The sequence below is a fragment of the Bacillus sp. RC240 genome, assembly GCF_044907945.1.
Taxonomy (GTDB): domain Bacteria; phylum Bacillota; class Bacilli; order Bacillales; family Bacillaceae_G; genus Bacillus_A; species Bacillus_A mycoides.
On the sequence record NZ_JBIYCT010000002.1, the window covers coordinates 330,619 to 350,736 of the forward strand.

A 20,118-nucleotide genomic window follows, 5' to 3' on the forward strand; every position below is an offset into this window, starting at 1 on the left:
TAAATGATATAGAGATAATTAACTAAATATACATCCGACATTTCCATATAAAAAAACCTCCCTTTTAGGAAGGCTCTTCTATATTTTTAAATAAACTCACTAATAAAGCTTTTTGCGCGTGCAACCTGTTACCAGCTTGCTCAAAAACGATAGACTGTGGCCCATCTATAATCTCTCCAGTTACTTCTTCTTCACGATGAGCGGGCAGGCAGTGCAGGAAACGATATGTTTGCTTTGCATGTATAACAAGCTCTTTATTTACTTGGAAAGGCTGGAATAAAGTATATTTTTCTGCTTCTCCTTCTTGGCCCATACTCATCCAAACGTCAGTATAAATAAAATCTGCTCCACTTACCGCTAATTCAGGATTATGCAAAATTTCAATTTCAGCCCCTGTTTCATCAGCAATCGCTAATGCTTTTTTAACAATTTCTTCATTCGGCTCATACCCTACAGGAGTTGCAACAGTCATATTCATTCCGACTTTTGCACTCGCTAGCAATAATGAATGACATACATTATTCCCATCACCTACATAAGCTAATTTAACTCCTTTAAACGTATGAACTTCTTCATATATCGTCATTAAATCTGCCAATGCTTGGCAAGGATGATGATCATCAGTTAAACCGTTAATAACTGGGATACTGGACTCTTTTGCAAGCTCCTCTACATCCGCATGCGAAAATGTGCGTATCATAATTCCATCAATATAATGAGATAGTACTTTCGCAGTATCTGACACCGTTTCTCCTCTGCCAATTTGCATCTCTTTTCCACTTAAAAACATTCCATGTCCTCCGAGCTGTACCATTCCTGCTTCAAAAGAAACGCGAGTACGGGTTGAATGTTTATCAAAAATGAGACCTAATATTTTCCCTTGTAATAAAGGCTCCTGCTTGTTCTTTTTTAAATATATAGCGAACTCAATTAAAGAAATGATTTCTTCTTGCGTCAATTCTTCTAACGTTAAAAGATCTTTCGTATTTAATTTCGGTACTTGTACAGTTGACATGAAATTTCCCCCTTATATTATTGATGCATTTTTTGTACAAACCACTCTTTTTATCATATATATTGCCTGTTCTAGCTCTTCATTCGTTACAATAAGTGGTGGTAATAGTCTTATAACATTAGGCCCTGCTTGTAATACGAGAAGTCCTGCTTTTTCTAGTTGTTCTATGACATTTGCAACCTCATGCTTGCATTCGATTCCAATCATAAGTCCCTTACCACGAATATTTTGAACACATTCAACGTGTCGTAATTCTTCTTGCAATTTCTTTAATACGTACTCGCCCTTTTCCTGTACCTCTTTAAAAAACGATTGCTCCTTAATGAATTGCAATACTTCTTTCGCTGCAGTCATAGCAATATAATTCCCACCGAAAGTTGAACCGTGTGACCCGGCAGTAAAAGAAGAACCTAGTTCTTTTCGGCCAATCATCGCTCCAACTGGAATACCATTCCCAAGCGCCTTTGCGATGGTAACGATATCAGGAACTATTCCCATTTGCTCATAAGCGAATAGTGTTCCTGTTCTGCCTATTCCAGTTTGTACTTCATCTATAATAAAAAGAGCATTGTACTGATTACATAGTTTTTCAATTTCCTTCAAAAAGGATGGATCAGCTAATATTACTCCTCCTTCTCCTTGAATAACTTCTACCATTACCGCCGCAACTTCTTCATTCATTACTTCCTCTAATGCTCGTATGTCGTTAAATGGTATATGTAAAAAAGACGGAAGTAATGGACCGAATCCTTCTTTCACTTTATCTTGCCCTGTTGCACTCATCGTTCCAAATGTTCTCCCGTGGAAAGATTGCTCACATGTTACTACGAGAGATTTTCCAGTATGCTTACGTGCTAGCTTTAAAGCCGCTTCATTTGCCTCCGCCCCGCTATTACAAAAAAACACATGATCTAATGCTGTATCTTCTGTTAATAATGATGCGACCTCTTCTTGTAAGGAGTTCGTAAATAAGTTAGATATATGCCATATATTTCTAAGTTGCTTTTCTACTGCCTTTACAACCGTAGGATGACAATGTCCTAAGTTACATACTCCAATACCAGAAGTGAAATCTAAATATTGCTCACCACTTTTATCAATAACTTTAGCCCCATTGCCCTTTAGAAATTCAATTTCTCTTCTTCCATATGTTTGAAAAAGATGGTTTGTCATACGATACTCACTCCTTTTGTTACCGTAGTTCCAACACACTCTCCTGTAACCTCAGTAAAATCCTTTGTACCATTTACGATACTAGCCTTTTCCACTCCCATTTTTAACGATGTAAGTGCCGCCTGTACTTTCGGAATCATTCCACCTGTAATGACGCCTTGTTCTATAAAAGTAAGAATTTCATATTCATCCGTTTTCTTTACCAATCTTCCTTCGTGTAATACTCCATCTACGTCCGTTATAAAAATGAGTTCTTTTGCGGATAGTGCATATGCTATTCCAGCTGCAGCGGTATCTGCATTTATGTTATAAACCTCATTACCATTTATCCCAATAGGGGCAATGACAGGAATATAATTCATATCTATCAACCCTTTCAATAGGGCTGTTTCTACATAACTTACTTCTCCTACATATCCTATCGCTTCGCCAACAGGTTGAACTTGAAGTAAATTACCGTCACATCCTGAAAGCCCCACCGCAAGTAAATCATGTTTTTGTAAATTCATTACGAATTTTTTATTCGTACTTCCGCATAGCACCATTTGAACAACATCCATAACCTCTTTTGGTGTTACTCTTAATCCATCTTTCTTTTCTATCTCGATATTAGATTCTTCTAACTTGGCATCAATTTCTGGGCCACCGCCATGGACAATAACAACCTTATACTTATTTTGCAATTTCTTTATACAATCAAAAAAGACACTATTTAATCGATTCAACATGCTACCGCCACATTTAACTACAATATAATCACTCATCTTCTCTCTCCTTATGTACGATAACAAGCATTTATTTTCACATATTCATAACTTAAGTCGCAGCCCCAAGCCGATCCCGTTTCATCTCCTAAATGTAAACACACATCAATTTTTATTTCATGTTCTTGTAATTTCTTTGTCATTTCCTCTTCAGAAAACATTTGAGGCTCACTATTTTTTAATACGGCGATAGATTGAAGAGTGATATCAATTGTATTTGGGTTAATAATTACTTCACTCTGTCCAGTACTACTAATAATTCTTCCCCAATTTGGGTCCTCACCGTATATCGCTGTTTTCACAAGACTGGAACCGACTATTTGTTTTGCAATTTTCTTTGCTTCTTCATTTGTTCTAGCCCCTAACACGTTTACTTCTATTAACTTCGTAGCACCTTCACCATCTTGTGCAATTTTTTTCGCTAAATCTTCACATACCTTTTGTAAAGCAACTACGAAAGTTTCCCAGTCTTCATGTTCCATATTCATCGTTTTCGTTTCTGATAATCCACTTGCCATAGCGATGACCATATCATTTGTAGAAGTATCTCCGTCCACCGTAATTTGATTAAACGTATGATTCGTAATTTGTGATAATGCTGTTTGCAATACTTCATGCTCTATATTGGCGTCTGTTGTAATAAAACTAAGCATCGTTGCCATATTCGGTTTGATCATCCCTGATCCTTTTGCGACCCCAGCAATGATCACTGCTTTCCCATCAATTATCATCTCATAGCAAGTTTCTTTCGTTATAAGATCTGTCGTTAAAATTGCTTCACAAAAAGAATAAGCTTCACTTACTTCCTTTGTTGGCACAAGAGATTCAATTCCCTTTCGAATGATACCCATCGGTAAAGGTATTCCAATTACACCTGTTGAAGCGACTGCGACGTACTTTTCTTTTATTCCAAAGTGTTCCGCTCCTAATGTTCGCATCTCATAAGCATCTTGCAATCCTTTCATCCCCGTACAAGCATTTGCATTGCCGCTATTTACAACAATTGCTTGTAATTTCCCTTCTGCTGCTATGCTATCCTTCGTTACTTGCAACGGCGCTGCTTGTATTTGATTTGTTGTATACACAGCGGCACATGATGCTGGCACCTCACAAACGATTGCACCCATATCCTTTTTCACCTTTTTCAGACCATTTGCAGTACCGATTGCCAAAAAGCCTTTTGGTGTAACAATTGAACCATTTGCTAATTTTGTAATAGACGATGCTTTAATCATAATTTCCCCCTTATGGATAAAGCGGCATATGCTGTAAACCCGTTGTCTCTTCTAGTCCCGCTAATAAATTTGCATTTTGAACTGCTTGCCCTGCCGCACCTTTCATCATATTGTCTATAACAGAAACGACCGTAACTTTTTCTGTTCTTTCATCGTAAGCTATCCCAATATCACAATAATTTGAGCCCCTTACTTCTTTCGGACTTGGAAATTCTCCTTGCGAGCGAACTCGAACGAAAGCTGAGTATTCATACGTTTCTTCATACAACTTTTGAAGTTGCTCTATTTTCATTTCCTTTTTCACTTTCGCATAAAGTGTAATCATAATCCCTCGTGATATCGGTATTAAATGTGTACTAAACGTGATTGGCCTCGTTTCACGATTCCACTCTGCAAGCATTTGCTCAATCTCAGGAACGTGCTGATGCTGATTAACTTTATAAATGTGTAAGTTATCGTATAACTCAGGAAAGTGAGTCATTGTTGTTGGCGTTTTGCCCGCTCCAGATACTCCTGATTTCGCATCAATAATAATCGAAGCTTCTTCAATCATGCCGCTACGTACTAACGGCGCTACCGCTAATAATGCAGCTGTAGCAAAACATCCTGGGTTTGCAATTAAATTTGCATTTTGGATCTCAGGCCTTTTCCATTCACTTAATCCATATACTGCTTTCCTAAGAAGTTCTTCCTGTGCAGCTGGCCTTTTATACCACAATTCATATGACGAGGGATCTATCATACGAAAGTCTCCAGATAGGTCAATTACTTTTAAACCTACTGCCAATAATTTTGGTGTTAACTCTGCCGATACTCCCGCTGGGGTTGCTAAAAATACAATTTCAGCTTCCTTCTCTATTTTCTCCGCATCAATTTCTTGTAACGTATGGACAAGGACATTTCGAAAATGCGGGTATACATTTGTTATAAATTCACCGACTTGTGAAAAAGAATGGAGAGATGCTATCGAAAAATATGGATGTTGCTCTAATAACCGAATTAACTCAATACCTCCATATCCAGTTGCTCCAATAATTGCGACTTTCATAAGCTCCTCCTCATATCTATTCTTTAAATTAAGTTTGATTATAATATTGCATAATTATAAAGTCAATTAAATATTTATAATTTTTAAAAACTTGAAAATATTAACTTCGCTATAAAAACAATATATACAAGTGGATTTTTATGCAAAAATAGTGCATAGTAGTATTTTCATTTCACTTCAAGTACAATAAAACAATACATGTATACATATAGGCGGGGAAAAACATGAATAAAAAATTAATTGAGAAAATGATTATAAAAAGTTTTCGGCAATATCAATGTAATCCTGTTTCAAAAGAGGATCAGGAAATGCTAATTAAACATATTCAAATGATAATTCATTCAAATACTGAAATTGATGTATACGAGGCTGTTGAGGATATCGTTTACGATTATGTGACTGGAAAATAAAAAATAGGAGATTTCCATATGGAAATCTCCTATTTTTTACTTAATGATTTGCCTGCAACGCGTTCAAATAAACCTGGGAATAATGCGTAGAGCTTTGGCCCCATTCCCATCCACTTCGGCAAGTTTACTTCACGTTTTTTCGTTTGCATCGCCTTTACGATTTGTTCTGCTACATATGTTGGTTTTAACATGTAACGTCCCATATTTTTCACATATGTACCTGATTGATCGGCTATTTCAAAAAAGTTCGTTTCTATCGGTCCTGGGTTAATTGCTGTTACATACACATTTGTGTTAGATAACTCCATACGTAAACTATTCGTAAATCCTAATACAGCGTGTTTTGTTGCTGCATAAGCACTCGACTTCGGAGTTGCAATTTTTCCAGCCAATGAAGCAATATTAATAATTTGTCCTTCGTTCCTTTTTACCATATTAGGTAATACCGCTTTCGTACAAGCTACTAATCCAAATACATTTACTTGAAACATATCCTTTACTTCATCCATTGAAGCATCTTCAAACGTTTTAAAAATACCAAACCCAGCATTATTTACCAATATATCAATACGGCCTACTTCTTGTAATACCTTTGAAAAAACAGATCGTACTTTCGTTTCTTCACTTACATCTAATACATAGTAATAGCAAGGTGTATTATAAGTTACTTTAATTTTGTCTGCTAATGCTTGTAGCTTCTCTTCTGTTCGAGCCATTAATACCGGCGTCGCCCCTTGCTCTGCAACCTGCATTGCAACTTGCTCTCCAATTCCACTAGAAGCACCTGTAATGACGATTACTTTTTCTTGTAAACGTCCCGTCATTGCTGTCACCTACTTTGCATAATAAATCAATTGTTGTGAAGATTCATCAATCATCACCTGTTGATTATATGCTAAAAAGTCTAATTGTCCAACAGTTTCTGAGATAGTAAGTGGTAATTGCTCTTTATATAATACCGGAAATAGTTTTACACACACCTCAAATGCTGTCATTGGCTTTTCCTTTAATAGTTCAAGCACTTTAAAAGCACGTGTCTCTTGCTTTTGTAATCTTGTTTCAATAAGTTGTTTCACATTCAGAACATCTTCCCCATGCCCTGATAAAATCCGTGAAATATTCATTTCACTTAAACGTTTTAACGTTTGATTGTACTGCAATAAGGGATGCGCTCTTTCTGTTTGCCCTTCATATGGTGGTTCTAATATTGGATTTGAAGAAATATGACTAATGAGAGCATCCCCACCAATTAATATTCCATCAGATTCTCTATATAATGAAATATGAGTGGAAGCATGACCCGGGGTTTCAATCACTGTAAATCCAGGTAACGAATCTATACGATCTCCCTCTCTCACGGTATGTGTTAACGATCTATTACAAGAATATTTAAGTGTCTTCGTCGTCAATAACGCCTCACCATTCAGAAATACTGCTGGAACGCCGAACTGCAAGGCTGTCTCTTTAAAAAATTCATGATACCTCTTTAAAAATTCAGCATTCTGTGTAATCCACGGTTCATTCCAAGGATGTCCGATAATCTTTACTTTTTCAGAAAATTTATTTAAAAGTCCGCAATGATCCGCATGGTGATGCGTAATCACTACCGTTTCAATATCTTCTATCTTATATCCTAATGCACCTAATTGACTTTCTAGTGCTTTCTTTGCTTCTTCTGTATTTGTCCCTGTATCAATTAACGTTAATGTTTCTCCCTCAACTAAAAACACATTCACTGTCTCAACTGCAAATGGAACAGGAATCTCCATTCGATGAATCGCCGTCATGCTTAGCCCCCCTGTCTTTTTCCGGTTCAAAAATGAATACCTCTTCAGTTTACAACTTCCCTATAAATTTGTCATTATTTTCAGATAAAAAGAGGTCTTTTCCATAAAAAAACGAATGTATGTACATTTATAAGTATTTCTAACCAAATTTAAAGGAGGCACATCATGTCTATGCAAAACATTTCCTTTCTCGGTGCAGGCTCTATTGCCGAAGCGATTATTGGTGGCTTATTAAACGCAAATGTTGTTAAGGGAGAACACGTCACTGTAAGTAATCGTTCTAACGAGACAAGATTACAGGAGTTACATAAAAAATACGGTGTCAAAGGTACACATAATAAAAAGGAATTACTTGCTGATGCAAATATTCTTTTTCTAGCTATGAAGCCAAAAGATGTCGCAGAAGCGGTTATTCCTCTTAAAGAATACATAAATAATGACTTGCTTATTATTTCGTTATTAGCAGGTGTTTCTACTCATTCAATTAGAAACCTACTTCAAAAAGACGTTCCGATTATTCGTGCAATGCCAAATACATCTGCAGCCATTTTAAAATCCGCTACCGCTATCTCACCTTCAGAACACACAACGGAGGAACATATTCGCACTGCAACATCTTTATTTGAAACGATTGGTCTCGTCTCTGTTGTAGAAGAAGAAGATATGCATGCTATCACTGCATTATCTGGAAGTGGACCAGCTTATATTTATTACGTGGTAGAGGCACTGGAAGAGGCAGCAAAAAAAATTGGTTTAAAAGAAGATGTTGCAAAATCTCTTATTCTTCAGACGATGATTGGTTCTGCTGAAATGCTAAAAGCAAGCGAAAAACACCCTTCTATTTTGCGAAAAGAAATTACTTCTCCTGGCGGAACAACTGAAGCAGGTATTGAAGTATTAAAGGAGCATAATTTTCAACAAGCATTAATCTCATGTATTACACAAGCAACGAAACGATCACACGATCTTGGAAAAACATTAGAAGAAATAGCAAAAGAAAAATAAAAAACGGAGCTCAACTTTATTTGAGCTCCGTTTTTACTTTAATCATATGATATGCTTTTAGTTATTACTCTTACCAAAAATCTCTTCTTGCAAACGACGACCTGTCGGTGTTGCTGCAAGGCCACCTTCTGCTGTTTCACGAAGTGCTACTGGCATCGTTTGTCCAATTCTAAACATCGCCTCAATGACTTCATCACATGGAATTGTACTAGTTACACCAGCTAATGATAAATCAGCTGAAATCATGGCATTCGCAGCTCCTGCTGCATTACGTTTTACACAAGGTACTTCTACAAGCCCTGCAACAGGATCACATACTAAACCAAGCATATTCTTTAATGAAATCGCCATCGCTGTAGCTGCTTGATCTTGTGTTCCACCAGCCATCTCAACTGCTGCTGCAGCTGCCATTCCACTTGCTGAACCTACTTCAGCTTGGCAACCTCCTGCCGCGCCAGAAATACAAGCATTATTCGCAACAACCATACCGAAAGCTCCTGCTGTAAATAAAAATTCAATCATTTCTTCGCGTGTCGGCTGTAATTTTTCTTGCAGTGCAAACAGTACACCTGGCACTGTTCCAGCAGATCCTGCTGTTGGTGTTGCACAAATAATTCCCATCGCCGCATTTACTTCATTTGTCGCAACAGCTTTACTCACTGCGTCCAAAATCGTATCTCCAGATAAACCTTTTCCACTCTGCATATACGCTTGGACTTTCACAGCATCCCCGCCAGTTAAACCAGTCGGTGATTTTACACCACGAATACCGCGTTCTACTGCTTGTTCCATCACGACTAAGTTCTTTTCCATTCCAGCAATTACTTCTTCACGTGAGATATTTCTTGTTTGCATTTCACATTGAATCATAATTTCTGCGATTTTTACATTTTGCTCTTTAGCTTGCGCCACTAGTTCCGCTGCGTTCCGAAACATGGTGTGTCCCCCCTGCAATTAATCCATAATAGTTACTTGACAAATATTTTGTTGCCCATTTATTTCCGCAATTACTTCATCTGCTAATAATTCATCTGTTTCAATGACCATAAGCGCTCTTCTTCCTTTTTCTTTACGAGAAACACTCATTGTACTTATGTTAATCTCATGCTTAGCAAGGATTGAAGCTACAGCTGCGATAGCACCAAAGCGATCGTTATTTACAATAAGTAGTGCTGGACTCGTGCCTGTTAATTGAAGATCGAATCCGTTTAATTCTACAACTTCAATTTTACCGCCACCAATTGAGCAAGCAACAACTTCAATTTCCTCTTCACCTTTATACAGACGAATTTTCGCTGTATTTGGATGCGGAGCATTTGCATCTTCTTCAATGAATTCCACTTCAATCCCGCGTTCTTTTGCAATATCTAACGCACTTGGAATACGTAAATCATCTGTTTCAAATCCTAGTATTCCACCGATTAGCGCTACATCCGTACCGTGACCACGGTATGTTTTTGCAAATGAACCATATAATGAAATGCTAACTCTCTCTGGTTCATGACGAAACAGCTGACGAGCAACTTGCCCCATTCTTGCCGCGCCTGCTGTATGTGAACTTGATGGACCAATCATAACCGGACCAATAATATCAAACACTGAGCGATACTTCATCATAACTCCCCCTAAACCTCTATGAAAAAATTATTTACTATTCTATTAAGCTACCGAATCGGTTGCTGTTCCAGTCGTACCACGAATTTGTTCCGCTGTAAGAATTGGATAGTTTTTGAATAACAGTGAAGCAATATATCCTGAAATAATACCAGTTATAATAATAAATAAGAAACTTAGCATTACCTGCATTTAAAAATAATATAAGATAGTCCACAATAAAGTCTGGTAGCAATCCAAAGTTTAACACAGAACCCCTTACAAGCATAGCATAAACAAGTGAAACTCCCATTGCTTTCATACCTTTTGATATTTTAAAGCTAAAAAGGAAAAAAAGACTTAGTACAAATAATAGTAATATCCTTCCTATTATAATTTCCATGTTGCTCTCTCACGATTTAGTCAACTTCACTTGTTATGACAAATGGCTAAAACGCATGTAGCCTACAATAAATTATAATCTGCCCTCATTATAGCTTGTTTTTAATAAAACGCTTACTTTTAATGAATTTTAAAAGTTCTGAATAAAAATCCATTTTCGCTACTTGTACCACTCGTATGTCGTCTGACTTATATAACAGTTTTTCTAAATAATCGGTATTATGTATTTTTATCCTATATCTTCACATCATTAAAAATTTCTGTGTCATCCTATATAAAAATAAAATGATAACAGTTTTATTTTTAATTTTTTTTAGAAATAAAAAAAATGGCAACCTATCGTCACCATTTTTTCACAACATTATTATCTTTCTACTGGAAATGATTTTAAATCCGTAGCTATTTCTGTATTAGAAAATAGCTCTCTTGCCTCTTTCAATAATTCCTTATATGTATCTCCTTGATAACGAGAACTAATATGAGTCAATATTAAGCGTTTTGCATTTGCCTGAAGTGCAATACTCGCAGCTTGCTTAGATGTGGAATGAAAATAATCATACGCTTGTTGTTCATCTTCTGCCGCAAAAGTCGCTTCATGAACAAGTACGTCAGCATCTTGCGCAAGCTCTCTACTCGCTTCGCAATATCGTGTATCGCCTAAAATTGTAATAACTCTTCCTTTTTGAGGCGGGCCAATAAAATCTTTTCCATCTAACACTGTGCCATTCTCTAATTCAACTACTTCACCATCTTTTAAGCGTTTAAAAACTGGACCAGGTTTCACACCCATTCCCAGTAACTTATCCACTAAAAGAGCTCCCTGTATATCTTTCTCTACAATTCGATATCCGAAGCATTCAATTCCATGTGATAACCTTTTTGTTTCTACACAAAATTCATTATCCTCAAACACAATACCTTCTTCCGTAATCTCAACGATTTCAAGTGGATATTTAACATGTGTCGTACTTACTAATAATGCCACTTCAATAAATTGTTTAATTCCTTTTGGTCCGTACACTGTTAATTTTGTTGTTCCACCTTGAAACGAACGGCTACCCAATAAACCCGGCAATCCAAAAATATGATCGCCATGTAAATGCGTAATAAATATTTTTTCAATGCGGCGTGGACGTACAGACGTATGTAGTATTTGATGTTGCGTCGCCTCGCCACAGTCAAATAACCAAGTCTGTCCTCGTTCTTCTAACAACTGCAAAGCAATTGCTGAAACATTCCTTCCTTTTGAAGGAACACCTGCACCAGTCCCTAAAAATACAAATTCCACTTTCTTTCCTCCAGCTCTTTATATAATCTATCTTTCATCTTACGGAATGTTATTTCAAATGGCAAATTGAATTTGTATAACCAATCATCTAGACAACTATATAACACGAACATTATACTTAAAAAATTTAGCTATCGTTCGTATTTTGTGGTAAAATGATTGTACTACATTTTAAGGGAGCGTTTTATTATGAAAGAAGTATTTCGTTTACAAACTGATTTTTCATCTTCATTTGATCGCTGGGTAAGTTCTTTCGTTTCTGATCACCCAGCACAATTAGAATGGACGACTTTAAAAGAATTAATCCATGAATATACAACATCACATACAAATGAGACGTTACCAACATATATTTCTTCAGCTTTAACATATTACGCACAACGCGTTTCAACAACAAGTAACTCAGAAATTGTTATTTTTGAAAATCCTACAATCTCATAATCTATAATAAAAAGCACTGTAATCAGTGCTTTTTATTTATGTTCATTAAAGTATTTATTTTCCCGCCTTATTTCAAAAACTCCGCTTATTTCCTACTATATAGCCATCATAAATCTATTTGATTTTTCAAAAAAACAGATTAAAAAGATATTGACACTACGATTTTACAGTGCTAATATTCAACGTGTAATTGAATATGGTCTCTGTTAGGTGAGGCTCCTGTATAGAGAAACGCTGCTGCCCAAAAATGTCGAGAGACGCCAATGGGTCAACAGGAAAGGTCGGAATGAAGGCCTTTCTTAACGTAGCTGGTTTCAGTACCTATGCTATACAGTGCTAAAACTCAACGAGGGAGAGGTGCGTATGTTTTGTCATACACAAAAACTGTTTTTATCTATGTTTACTAACAGTCTTTGTTGTTGACTCTTTTTGACTATGAATTCAGACCTTTACTCGTTTTGAGTAAAGGTCTTTTTTATATCTTTATGCACCCTACTATGAAACAAACATAGCATATTCAGAAACTACTAATTGTACGGAGGTGAGGAACAGTGGCAAGTGATGATTCGGCCCAGATACCCATATGTTTTACGTTAATATTTCACCATGTAGGTAGGAAAGAAGCTGTTCCTCCCAATTTTAAATAGTCGAGTAACAGATTGTTTCCTCCTTCATGAAAGAGGAGGAACTACCAATGTTAAATTTACAAAGACAAGAAACAAAGCATACTTACGATCAAGATAGCATGAAAGCAAATAACGAATTATTAGTGGAAGTTGCAACACAGGATGTAAACTCTGCATTAAAACTCTTAGAAACAACACAAGATGGTCTCTCTAAACAAGAAGCGTCTCGTAGACTTTCTTTATACGGTCCGAACGAAATTGCTCATAATAAAACATTGCCATGGTATATTCAATTTCTGCTGGCATTTAAAAATCCATTTATTTTTGTTTTGTTAGCTCTTGGAGCACTCTCTTTTTTCACAGATGATATACAAGGAACAATTGTCGTATCTGTAATGGTACTGCTAAGTGCAACGATTCGCTTTTTACAAGAATTCCGCTCTCAGAAAGCGGCGGATAAGTTAAAGGCTATGGTTCGAACAACTGCGAGTGTCTTTAGAATAGATGGATTTGTACACGAAACAAAAAACGTAACAAATTTAAATCGAAATTACACAACAGAAATTCCAATTGAAGAACTTGTACCTGGCGATATTATTTCACTTTCAGCTGGTGATATCGTGCCAGCTGATGTGCGTATTTTATCCGCAAAAGATTTATTTGTTAATCAGTCTTCTTTAACCGGGGAAGCACTTCCTGTAGAAAAATACGAAAACTGCTACCATACGGAAAATAAACATATATTACCGAAAAACATGAAAAAAAATTACAATCCGCTCGATATGGAAAACCTTTGCTTTATGGGTACAAATATTGTTAGCGGTAGCGCAAAAGCTGTTGTTGTTTCAACTAGTACGGATACGTATTTCGGCTCTTTAGCAAAAAAGGTTATCGGAAAACGTGCAGAAACAAGCTTTGATAAAGGCGTAAACAAAGTAAGTTGGCTCTTAATCACATTCATGCTTATTATGACACCCATTGTCCTTCTCATTAATGGATTCACAAAAGGAGATTGGCAAGAAGCTTTCTTCTTTGCTATTGCTGTTGCAGTTGGTCTTACACCTGAAATGCTGCCAATGATTGTAACTGCTAATTTAGCTAAAGGTGCCGTTAACATGTCTAAACAAAAAGTAATTGTAAAACAGCTCAACTCTATTCAAAACTTAGGTGCTATGAACATTCTTTGCACAGATAAAACTGGAACTTTAACAGAAGATAAAGTTGTCCTAGTTCGTCATTTAGATCCTAACGGAAATGAATGCGATCGTGTATTACACTTTGCCTATTTAAATAGCTTCTATCAAACGGGATTGAAAAATTTAATAGATAAAGCTGTTATTGAACATACAGAGGAAAACCATAAATTTGATCCATCAGCTTTTCAAAAGCTAGATGAAATTCCATTCGATTTTGCTCGTCGTCGTATGTCTGTCATCGTGAAAGATATTTCAGGTGAACATACAATGGTTTGTAAAGGTGCCGTAGAAGAAATTTTATCAATCTGTAATTACACTGAAGTTGATGGGCAAATTGTCCCTCTCACTGAAGAAATGAGAGCAAATGTAAAACATCTTAGCGAAACTTTAAATAGTGAAGGAATGCGTGTCATCGCTGTAGCATACAAGAAAGATAACAAACCTTATCATAAAGCTTATGCAGTACAAGATGAATCCGCTATGATCCTTACTGGATATATCGGCTTTTTAGATCCACCAAAACCATCTGCTGCTTCTGCAATTCAAGCATTGCAAAAACACGGCGTACAAGTGAAAATCTTAACTGGTGATAACGAAATTGTTACAAGAAAGGTTTGTAAAGACGTTGGATTAAATATAGGAGAGCCTGTCCTCGGTTACGAAATCGATTCTTTACCAGATAAAGCATTAGCAAAACTGGCAGAAGAAACAACAGTGTTCGCAAAACTAAATCCAATGCAAAAATCTCGTATTATTCACGTATTACAAGGTAATGGTCATACTGTAGGTTACATGGGCGATGGCATTAACGATACCGTGGCATTACGTGAAGCTGACGTTGGAATATCTGTTGATACCGCTACCGATATCGCAAAAGAATCTTCTGATATTATTTTACTCGAAAAAAGTTTAACTATATTAGAAGCAGGTATTTTAGAGGGACGTACTACGTTCGGCAATATTTTAAAATATATCAAAATGACGGCGAGCTCTAACTTCGGAAATGTATTTAGTGTATTAATAGCAAGTGCTTTCATTCCATTTTTACCGATGCTTGCAATTCATCTCTTAATTCAAAACTTACTTTATGATATTTCACAGCTTTCAATTCCATGGGATAAAATGGATAAGGAATTTCTAGAGAAGCCTAGAAAATGGGATACTGCAAACTTGCGTAACTTCATTATTTGCATCGGTCCAATTAGCTCTATATTCGATATTATCACATTCGTTGTCATGTGGAATGTATTCGGTGCAAATACACCTGGAGAACAATCACTATTCCAATCTGGTTGGTTTGTCGTCGGGTTACTAACTCAAACATTAATTGTCCACATGATCAGAACACAGAAAATTCCGTTCATTCAAAGTACAGCATCAATACCAGTTCTTGTATTAACCGCTTGTATTATGGCAATCGGAATTTACATTCCATTCTCACCACTTGGTGCAGCAATTGGTTTACAAGCATTACCACTAAGCTATTTCCCGTGGCTCATAGGAATATTATTAGGTTATGCTTTCTTAACACAATTCCTGAAAAAGCTTTATATTAAAAAATTCCATAGCTGGTTGTAAAAATGAGAATGAGTGGGTATTTCTCACTCATTCTCAAAAAATATAACATGTACTTATATGTATGGAGGTGACCATGATGATATGGTATGACATCGTATTAAGGTTATTCATAGCAATTATTGTAGGAGCTTGCATCGGAATGGAAAGACAATGGAGACATCGAATGGCTGGTTTGCGGACAAATGCTCTCGTATCACTTGGCGCCTGTATATTTGTTTTATTATCCGTCATGCTTGATCATGATGCTAGTCCATCACGCATCGCCGCTCAAGTTGTTAGTGGTATTGGCTTTTTAGGAGGCGGTGTTATTATTCGTGACGGTTTTAGTATTAGAGGGTTAAATACAGCGGCAACTTTATGGTGTGCAGCTGCTGTTGGTACTCTTACAGGTGCTGGCTTCCTCGTTGCAGCTATGCTAGGTGCAGCCGGCGTCTTACTAGCAAATATACTACTACGCCCAATCGCTCTATTTATGAATAATAAATCAAAAGAAGATTTACCCGAGCAAACAAACTACTTACTTTCTCTTACTTGTTCAGAAGAAAATGAAGCACATATTCGTTTTCTTCTCATGCACATGGTAAGTTCTGAAGGTATCGGTTTAAAAGAATTGTACAGTGAAGACGTTGATTCTAACCAAAAAGTATGTATACAAGCTACATTACATTGCAATACAAATGCAGCTGTCTTAATTGAAAAAATAGTAAGTAGAATGCTTTTAGAATCTGGTGTTACTGCCGCGGGGTGGAAGACAACACTAGACTTAGAAGCAAGTTAAATCATAAAGGTGTCATGAATAAAACAGAAGGTTTAATATTCATGACACCTTCTGTTTTATTTTCAAGTTATTAGCAACTGCTAGGAATAACTAAAAGTAATCCATACTCATTCAATCTTTTTGTTTCAACTTAGTATGGGGCTAAAAAAGAAGGGTTTAAATCTCTAAAACCTTCTACATAAACTTATTTTCTAATTTTTGCTGAAAAGACTTTTCTTGCTTACGCAATAATTGACTACCTCTCTGTAAAAGAGGTGTTCCATACTTTTCATTAATTTGATCAATAACAGCAAGTAACGGCTCTTCTTTCGCATCTTCTTCGAATGAAAACAAATCTAACTGTTTCACTGATTCTGTCTTCCACTCTAATTCAGTAGCTGTAACACCTAACAGACGAACAGAATCACCATCCCAGTGTTGCTTCCATAAACGTGATGCTGATTGGAAAATAACCCGTTCTTCCCATATTGCATTTTTCAATTGTTTACTCCGTGTTACCGTGCGACGATCATGGTATTTAATCATAATTTGAATGTTATAACTAACGAGAGTTCGTTTTTGTAGCCTTTTGCTTACTGATTTCGATAATCTTTCTAACATATCAAGTAATTCTTTTTCTTCGTCCATATCCTTTGAGAAAGTCATCGAATTTCCAACGCTTTTATGTTGTCCCATTTGATTCGGATCAACTTCCCTGTCATCCATACCTTTTGCACGTTTTTGTAAATCAACACCGTGCTTTCCAATTTTAGCGCGAATGATATGCTCGTCTCCTTTTGCTAACTGTTCAATTGTATGTATATGAATGTCTTTTAGTTTTTCAGCTGTTTTCTCTCCGATTCCATGCATCTCTGCAACTGATCGTGGCCAAATAATTTCTGGGATATCACGCTTTCGAAGTACTGTAATTCCAAGAGGTTTTTTCATATCTGAAGCAGTCTTTGCTAGGAAAAGGTTTGGGGCAATCCCAATGCTACATGGAAGCTGTAACTCTGTTAGTAACGCTTGTTGAATCATCTTCGCTATTTCAAGAGGCGAACCGAGCGCATAGCAATCTGTAATATCTAAATACCCTTCATCTATAGAAAACGGTTGTATTTTTTCTGTAAAACGGGAAAGAATTTGAAACATTTGAAATGAAGCTTCTCGATATAATGTAAAATTAGGGTGCCTCACAACTATTTGCGGGCATAATCGCTTCGCTTCCCATAGAGGCATCGTCGTACGTATTCCATATTCTCTCGCCTCATAACTACATGTTATGATAATCCCTTTTCTCTCTTTTTCATTCCCCGCAATCGCTAATGGCTTTCCTTGTAATGATGGGTCATGAGCAATTTCAACAGATGCGAAAAAGCAATTCATATCTACATGTAAAATGACACGACCATTTTTCGGATACATTTCTCGCATACTACTCACCCCTCAAAGAACATTTGTTCCTTCATTATATCAAATTTCTTTACACTTTATAATAATTATTGGCTTTTCTCTATCTATTTTTTGTTATACTGTACGTAACAAATGGATATTATTGTAAAGGAGATGAATCGTTATGAAACAACATAATAAACTCAATTATGTATTTATTATTATTATAGTAATCCTTGCGATTAATTATTTGTTACTTCCCCTTTTTAACATTAACATTTACGCTTTAGGAATCTTCTCTCATTTCATACGTTTTACAACAACTTATGTACTTCCATGGGTCTTCTTATATTGGCTTATCCGCCTTGTGAAAGCAATTGAATCAAAATAAAAAAAAGACGTGTAAACCATAATTGGTTCACGCGTCTTTTTGACTTTATTACTTACTTCGCTACTTCTTCGATAATAGCTACAACTAATTCTGCTGTTTTCGCTAATTCTTCAACAGGAATTTTTTCATTTGTTGTATGAATTTCTTCATAACCAACTGCTAAGTTAACTGTTGGGATACCATTTCCTGCGATTACGTTCGCATCACTTCCGCCACCACTTTGGTGAAGAGAAGGCGTACGACCAATGTTTTCAGCTGCACGTTTCGCAACTTCTACAACGTGATCGCCAGCAGCAAACTTAAATCCTGGATACATAACGTTTACTTCAACGTCTGCATGACCACCCATTTCTTTTGCAGTTGTTTCAAATGCTTCTTTCATTTTTGCAACTTGTGCTTCCATTTTCTCATTTATTAAAGAACGAGCTTCTGCAAAGATTTGAACATGATCGCAAACGATATTTGTTTGTGTACCACCTTCAAAACGTCCAATATTTGCAGTTGTTTCAGAATCGATACGACCAAGTGGCATCTTTGCGATTGCTTTTGCTGCGATAGTAATTGCAGATACACCTTTTTCTGGTGCTACGCCAGCATGAGCTGTTTTCCCGCGAATAATCGCATTCACTTTCGCTTGTGTTGGCGCTGCAACTACAATTTCACCAACTTTTCCATCACTATCTAATGCATAACCATATTTTGCTGTAATGCGCTCGCGGTCTAACGCTTTTGCGCCAATAAGACCAGATTCTTCTCCAACTGTAATAATAAATTCAATTTTACCATGAGGAATGTTTTTCTCTTTTAAGACACGAATCGCTTCAAACATAGATGCTAATCCAGCTTTGTCATCGGCTCCTAAAATTGTAGTACCATCTGATACGATATACCCATCTTTAATAGAAGGCTTAATTCCATTACCAGGAACTACTGTATCCATATGAGAAGTGAAATAAATTGTATCAACACCGTCTTTTGTTGCTGGTAAAGTACAAATTAAGTTACCTGCACCATGACCAGTCACACCCATCGTGTCATCCTCAAATACTTCCACACCTAAAGCAGTAAATTTCTCTGTTAACACTTTGCAAATTTCTGCTTCAAATTTCGTTTCAGAATCTACTTGTACTAACTCCATAAATTCATTTACTAAACGTTCTTGATTAATCATAAGACTGCGCCTCCTGCACTACCATTATGTATGTAACTACATTAATTATAACAGAATTTCGCAAAAGTTTCGAAATACAAGACAAAAAACAGATGGTTAACACATCTAGATACCCATCTGCCTTCTATTACTCGTTTAACAATACCCAGCGCATATGATCTTCCCAGATGCCATTTACCATTAGCATTTTTCGAGATACACCTTCATATTGAAATCCTATCTTCGTCACTACTTGTATAGATGCTAAATTTCGTGGCATAATTGGTGCTTCTATACGATGTAAATGAAATTCTTCAAAGGTAACTTGAATTGCTTTTCTAAGCGCTTCTGTTGTGTAACCTTTATTCAATTCTTCCTTATCTAATTTATAACCGAGTACACAAGATTGATAAATTCCGCGAACAATTAGATTAAATGAAATACATCCAATAATTTTTGTATCATCACCCTTTTTAAAAATCCAAAGCCTGATAATCTTGCCTTCCGCGAACTCTTTTCTATCCTTTTGTAACTTTTTCTTTTGATAATCTAACGTGAAAAAACCCTCCGGTCTATACTCTTCCCACGCTTTTAAAAATTCACGATTTTTGTCGTAATATTGAAGAACTTTTTCCGCATACGACTCATCAATTTCTCTTAAATGTAAACGATCTGTCTCGTATATTTTCATCATTGTATCTCCATTCTTCAGCTTGCATAACAAAAAATTAATAATCTATCTTTTAACATATTCTCTACGTATGCTCAAATTTCCTGTAATATTTTGCACCCCCTTCCCGAATTTTGTCCTTTCTCTCCCCTTGTCCACAATTTCATTTCTCGTTACAATGAAATTGTACTGATTTG

Annotated in this window: 20 protein-coding genes and 1 riboswitch; of the genes, 6 read left to right on the forward strand and 14 right to left on the reverse strand. The window is 36.3% G+C overall.

What is annotated here, in order from left to right:
- Positions 1-64: 64 nt before the first annotated feature.
- From argF to argC, 5 genes are read right to left on the reverse strand one after another with little or no spacing between them, the layout of a single operon-like run.
- Positions 65-1,015: an ornithine carbamoyltransferase gene (argF, locus tag ABH955_RS09640; RefSeq protein ID WP_002014968.1), complete on the reverse strand. Its 951-nt coding sequence runs from the start codon at positions 1,013-1,015 to the stop codon at positions 65-67.
- Positions 1,016-1,027: 12 nt separating this feature from the next.
- On the reverse strand, positions 1,028-2,188 hold the full coding sequence (locus ABH955_RS09645; RefSeq protein ID WP_002129009.1) for an acetylornithine transaminase: 1,161 nt from the start codon (positions 2,186-2,188) through the stop codon (positions 1,028-1,030).
- Complete coding sequence (gene argB / locus ABH955_RS09650) at positions 2,185-2,952, reverse strand: acetylglutamate kinase (RefSeq protein ID WP_404445248.1); 768 nt, start codon at positions 2,950-2,952, stop codon at positions 2,185-2,187. The genes ABH955_RS09645 and argB overlap by 4 nt, the downstream gene beginning before the upstream one ends.
- An 11-nt stretch (positions 2,953-2,963) precedes the next feature.
- The gene (argJ, locus tag ABH955_RS09655; protein WP_404491068.1) at positions 2,964-4,187 is read right to left on the reverse strand and encodes a bifunctional glutamate N-acetyltransferase/amino-acid acetyltransferase ArgJ; all 1,224 of its coding nucleotides are present in this window, start codon (positions 4,185-4,187) and stop codon (positions 2,964-2,966) included.
- Between the two features lie 10 nt (positions 4,188-4,197).
- Complete coding sequence (gene argC, locus ABH955_RS09660; protein WP_003191291.1) at positions 4,198-5,235, reverse strand: N-acetyl-gamma-glutamyl-phosphate reductase; 1,038 nt, start codon at positions 5,233-5,235, stop codon at positions 4,198-4,200.
- Positions 5,236-5,459: 224 nt separating this feature from the next.
- Between argC and ABH955_RS09665 the strand changes: the two genes are divergently transcribed.
- On the forward strand, positions 5,460-5,645 hold the full coding sequence (locus ABH955_RS09665; protein ID WP_002014960.1) for a YqzH family protein: 186 nt from the start codon (positions 5,460-5,462) through the stop codon (positions 5,643-5,645).
- A gap of 29 nt (positions 5,646-5,674) precedes the next feature.
- Here the strand turns inward: ABH955_RS09665 and ABH955_RS09670 are convergent, their stop codons facing one another.
- Positions 5,675-6,469 carry an SDR family oxidoreductase gene (locus ABH955_RS09670; RefSeq protein ID WP_404491069.1) on the reverse strand — a complete coding sequence of 265 codons (795 nt, stop codon included), beginning with the start codon at positions 6,467-6,469 and terminating at the stop codon, positions 5,675-5,677.
- 9 nt (positions 6,470-6,478) lie between these two features.
- On the reverse strand, positions 6,479-7,432 hold the full coding sequence (locus ABH955_RS09675; RefSeq protein WP_404491070.1) for an MBL fold metallo-hydrolase: 954 nt from the start codon (positions 7,430-7,432) through the stop codon (positions 6,479-6,481).
- A 165-nt stretch (positions 7,433-7,597) separates the two neighbouring features.
- Here ABH955_RS09675 and proI point away from each other — a divergent pair, with 165 nt between their 5' ends.
- A complete protein-coding gene (gene proI / locus ABH955_RS09680) occupies positions 7,598-8,437 on the forward strand; it encodes a pyrroline-5-carboxylate reductase ProI (protein WP_002066991.1) in 840 nt (279 codons plus the stop codon).
- Positions 8,438-8,494: 57 nt separating this feature from the next.
- Here the strand turns inward: proI and sdaAA are convergent, their stop codons facing one another.
- From sdaAA to rnz, 4 genes are all read right to left on the reverse strand, one after another.
- Positions 8,495-9,373: an L-serine ammonia-lyase, iron-sulfur-dependent, subunit alpha gene (gene sdaAA, locus ABH955_RS09685; RefSeq protein WP_002033842.1), complete on the reverse strand. Its 879-nt coding sequence runs from the start codon at positions 9,371-9,373 to the stop codon at positions 8,495-8,497.
- 18 nt (positions 9,374-9,391) lie between these two features.
- A complete protein-coding gene (gene sdaAB, locus ABH955_RS09690; RefSeq protein WP_002088527.1) occupies positions 9,392-10,051 on the reverse strand; it encodes an L-serine ammonia-lyase, iron-sulfur-dependent subunit beta in 660 nt (219 codons plus the stop codon).
- A 45-nt stretch (positions 10,052-10,096) separates the two neighbouring features.
- On the reverse strand, positions 10,097-10,234 hold the full coding sequence (locus tag ABH955_RS09695) for a hypothetical protein (RefSeq protein WP_002066987.1): 138 nt from the start codon (positions 10,232-10,234) through the stop codon (positions 10,097-10,099).
- Between the two features lie 562 nt (positions 10,235-10,796).
- On the reverse strand, positions 10,797-11,720 hold the full coding sequence (rnz, locus tag ABH955_RS09700) for a ribonuclease Z (RefSeq protein ID WP_002014952.1): 924 nt from the start codon (positions 11,718-11,720) through the stop codon (positions 10,797-10,799).
- A 189-nt stretch (positions 11,721-11,909) separates the two neighbouring features.
- Between rnz and ABH955_RS09705 the strand changes: the two genes are divergently transcribed.
- From ABH955_RS09705 to ABH955_RS09715, 3 genes are all read left to right on the forward strand, one after another.
- On the forward strand, positions 11,910-12,161 hold the full coding sequence (locus ABH955_RS09705; protein WP_000665712.1) for a DUF3932 family protein: 252 nt from the start codon (positions 11,910-11,912) through the stop codon (positions 12,159-12,161).
- Between the two features lie 195 nt (positions 12,162-12,356).
- Positions 12,357-12,524, forward strand: a riboswitch (M-box (ykoK) riboswitch).
- A 331-nt stretch (positions 12,525-12,855) separates the two neighbouring features.
- Positions 12,856-15,561 carry a magnesium-translocating P-type ATPase gene (gene mgtA / locus ABH955_RS09710; protein ID WP_404491072.1) on the forward strand — a complete coding sequence of 902 codons (2,706 nt, stop codon included), beginning with the start codon at positions 12,856-12,858 and terminating at the stop codon, positions 15,559-15,561.
- 76 nt (positions 15,562-15,637) lie between these two features.
- A complete protein-coding gene (locus ABH955_RS09715) occupies positions 15,638-16,339 on the forward strand; it encodes an MgtC/SapB family protein (RefSeq protein WP_016096135.1) in 702 nt (233 codons plus the stop codon).
- A 174-nt stretch (positions 16,340-16,513) separates the two neighbouring features.
- Here the strand turns inward: ABH955_RS09715 and ABH955_RS09720 are convergent, their stop codons facing one another.
- Positions 16,514-17,752 carry a DNA polymerase IV gene (locus tag ABH955_RS09720; RefSeq protein ID WP_404445263.1) on the reverse strand — a complete coding sequence of 413 codons (1,239 nt, stop codon included), beginning with the start codon at positions 17,750-17,752 and terminating at the stop codon, positions 16,514-16,516.
- A 142-nt stretch (positions 17,753-17,894) separates the two neighbouring features.
- Here ABH955_RS09720 and ABH955_RS09725 point away from each other — a divergent pair, with 142 nt between their 5' ends.
- Positions 17,895-18,101 carry a hypothetical protein gene (locus ABH955_RS09725; RefSeq protein ID WP_000809197.1) on the forward strand — a complete coding sequence of 69 codons (207 nt, stop codon included), beginning with the start codon at positions 17,895-17,897 and terminating at the stop codon, positions 18,099-18,101.
- Between the two features lie 52 nt (positions 18,102-18,153).
- On the opposite strand, the gene ABH955_RS09730 is transcribed toward ABH955_RS09725, so the two are convergent.
- Positions 18,154-19,272 carry a tripeptidase T gene (locus ABH955_RS09730; protein ID WP_404445267.1) on the reverse strand — a complete coding sequence of 373 codons (1,119 nt, stop codon included), beginning with the start codon at positions 19,270-19,272 and terminating at the stop codon, positions 18,154-18,156.
- Positions 19,273-19,399: 127 nt separating this feature from the next.
- Positions 19,400-19,945, reverse strand: coding sequence for a GNAT family N-acetyltransferase (locus ABH955_RS09735; protein ID WP_002015105.1), 546 nt, complete (start codon positions 19,943-19,945; stop codon positions 19,400-19,402).
- Positions 19,946-20,118 lie beyond the last annotated feature (173 nt).

Bases quoted from the DNA above. Each gene is read 5' to 3' on its own strand.
- argF (WP_002014968.1), bottom strand. From the start codon at position 1,015: ATGTCAACTGTACAAGTACCGAAATTAAATACGAAAGATCTTTTAACG.
- ABH955_RS09645 (WP_002129009.1), bottom strand. From the start codon at position 2,188: ATGACAAACCATCTTTTTCAAACATATGGAAGAAGAGAAATTGAATTT.
- argB (WP_404445248.1), bottom strand. From the start codon at position 2,952: ATGAGTGATTATATTGTAGTTAAATGTGGCGGTAGCATGTTGAATCGA.
- argJ (WP_404491068.1), bottom strand. From the start codon at position 4,187: ATGATTAAAGCATCGTCTATTACAAAATTAGCAAATGGTTCAATTGTT.
- argC (WP_003191291.1), bottom strand. From the start codon at position 5,235: ATGAAAGTCGCAATTATTGGAGCAACTGGATATGGAGGTATTGAGTTA.
- ABH955_RS09665 (WP_002014960.1), top strand. From the start codon at position 5,460: ATGAATAAAAAATTAATTGAGAAAATGATTATAAAAAGTTTTCGGCAA.
- ABH955_RS09670 (WP_404491069.1), bottom strand. From the start codon at position 6,469: ATGACGGGACGTTTACAAGAAAAAGTAATCGTCATTACAGGTGCTTCT.
- ABH955_RS09675 (WP_404491070.1), bottom strand. From the start codon at position 7,432: ATGACGGCGATTCATCGAATGGAGATTCCTGTTCCATTTGCAGTTGAG.
- proI (WP_002066991.1), top strand. From the start codon at position 7,598: ATGTCTATGCAAAACATTTCCTTTCTCGGTGCAGGCTCTATTGCCGAA.
- sdaAA (WP_002033842.1), bottom strand. From the start codon at position 9,373: ATGTTTCGGAACGCAGCGGAACTAGTGGCGCAAGCTAAAGAGCAAAAT.
- sdaAB (WP_002088527.1), bottom strand. From the start codon at position 10,051: ATGAAGTATCGCTCAGTGTTTGATATTATTGGTCCGGTTATGATTGGT.
- ABH955_RS09695 (WP_002066987.1), bottom strand. From the start codon at position 10,234: ATGCTAAGTTTCTTATTTATTATTATAACTGGTATTATTTCAGGATAT.
- ABH955_RS09705 (WP_000665712.1), top strand. From the start codon at position 11,910: ATGAAAGAAGTATTTCGTTTACAAACTGATTTTTCATCTTCATTTGAT.
- mgtA (WP_404491072.1), top strand. From the start codon at position 12,856: ATGTTAAATTTACAAAGACAAGAAACAAAGCATACTTACGATCAAGAT.
- ABH955_RS09715 (WP_016096135.1), top strand. From the start codon at position 15,638: ATGATATGGTATGACATCGTATTAAGGTTATTCATAGCAATTATTGTA.
- ABH955_RS09720 (WP_404445263.1), bottom strand. From the start codon at position 17,752: ATGCGAGAAATGTATCCGAAAAATGGTCGTGTCATTTTACATGTAGAT.
- ABH955_RS09725 (WP_000809197.1), top strand. From the start codon at position 17,895: ATGAAACAACATAATAAACTCAATTATGTATTTATTATTATTATAGTA.
- ABH955_RS09730 (WP_404445267.1), bottom strand. From the start codon at position 19,272: ATGATTAATCAAGAACGTTTAGTAAATGAATTTATGGAGTTAGTACAA.
- ABH955_RS09735 (WP_002015105.1), bottom strand. From the start codon at position 19,945: ATGATGAAAATATACGAGACAGATCGTTTACATTTAAGAGAAATTGAT.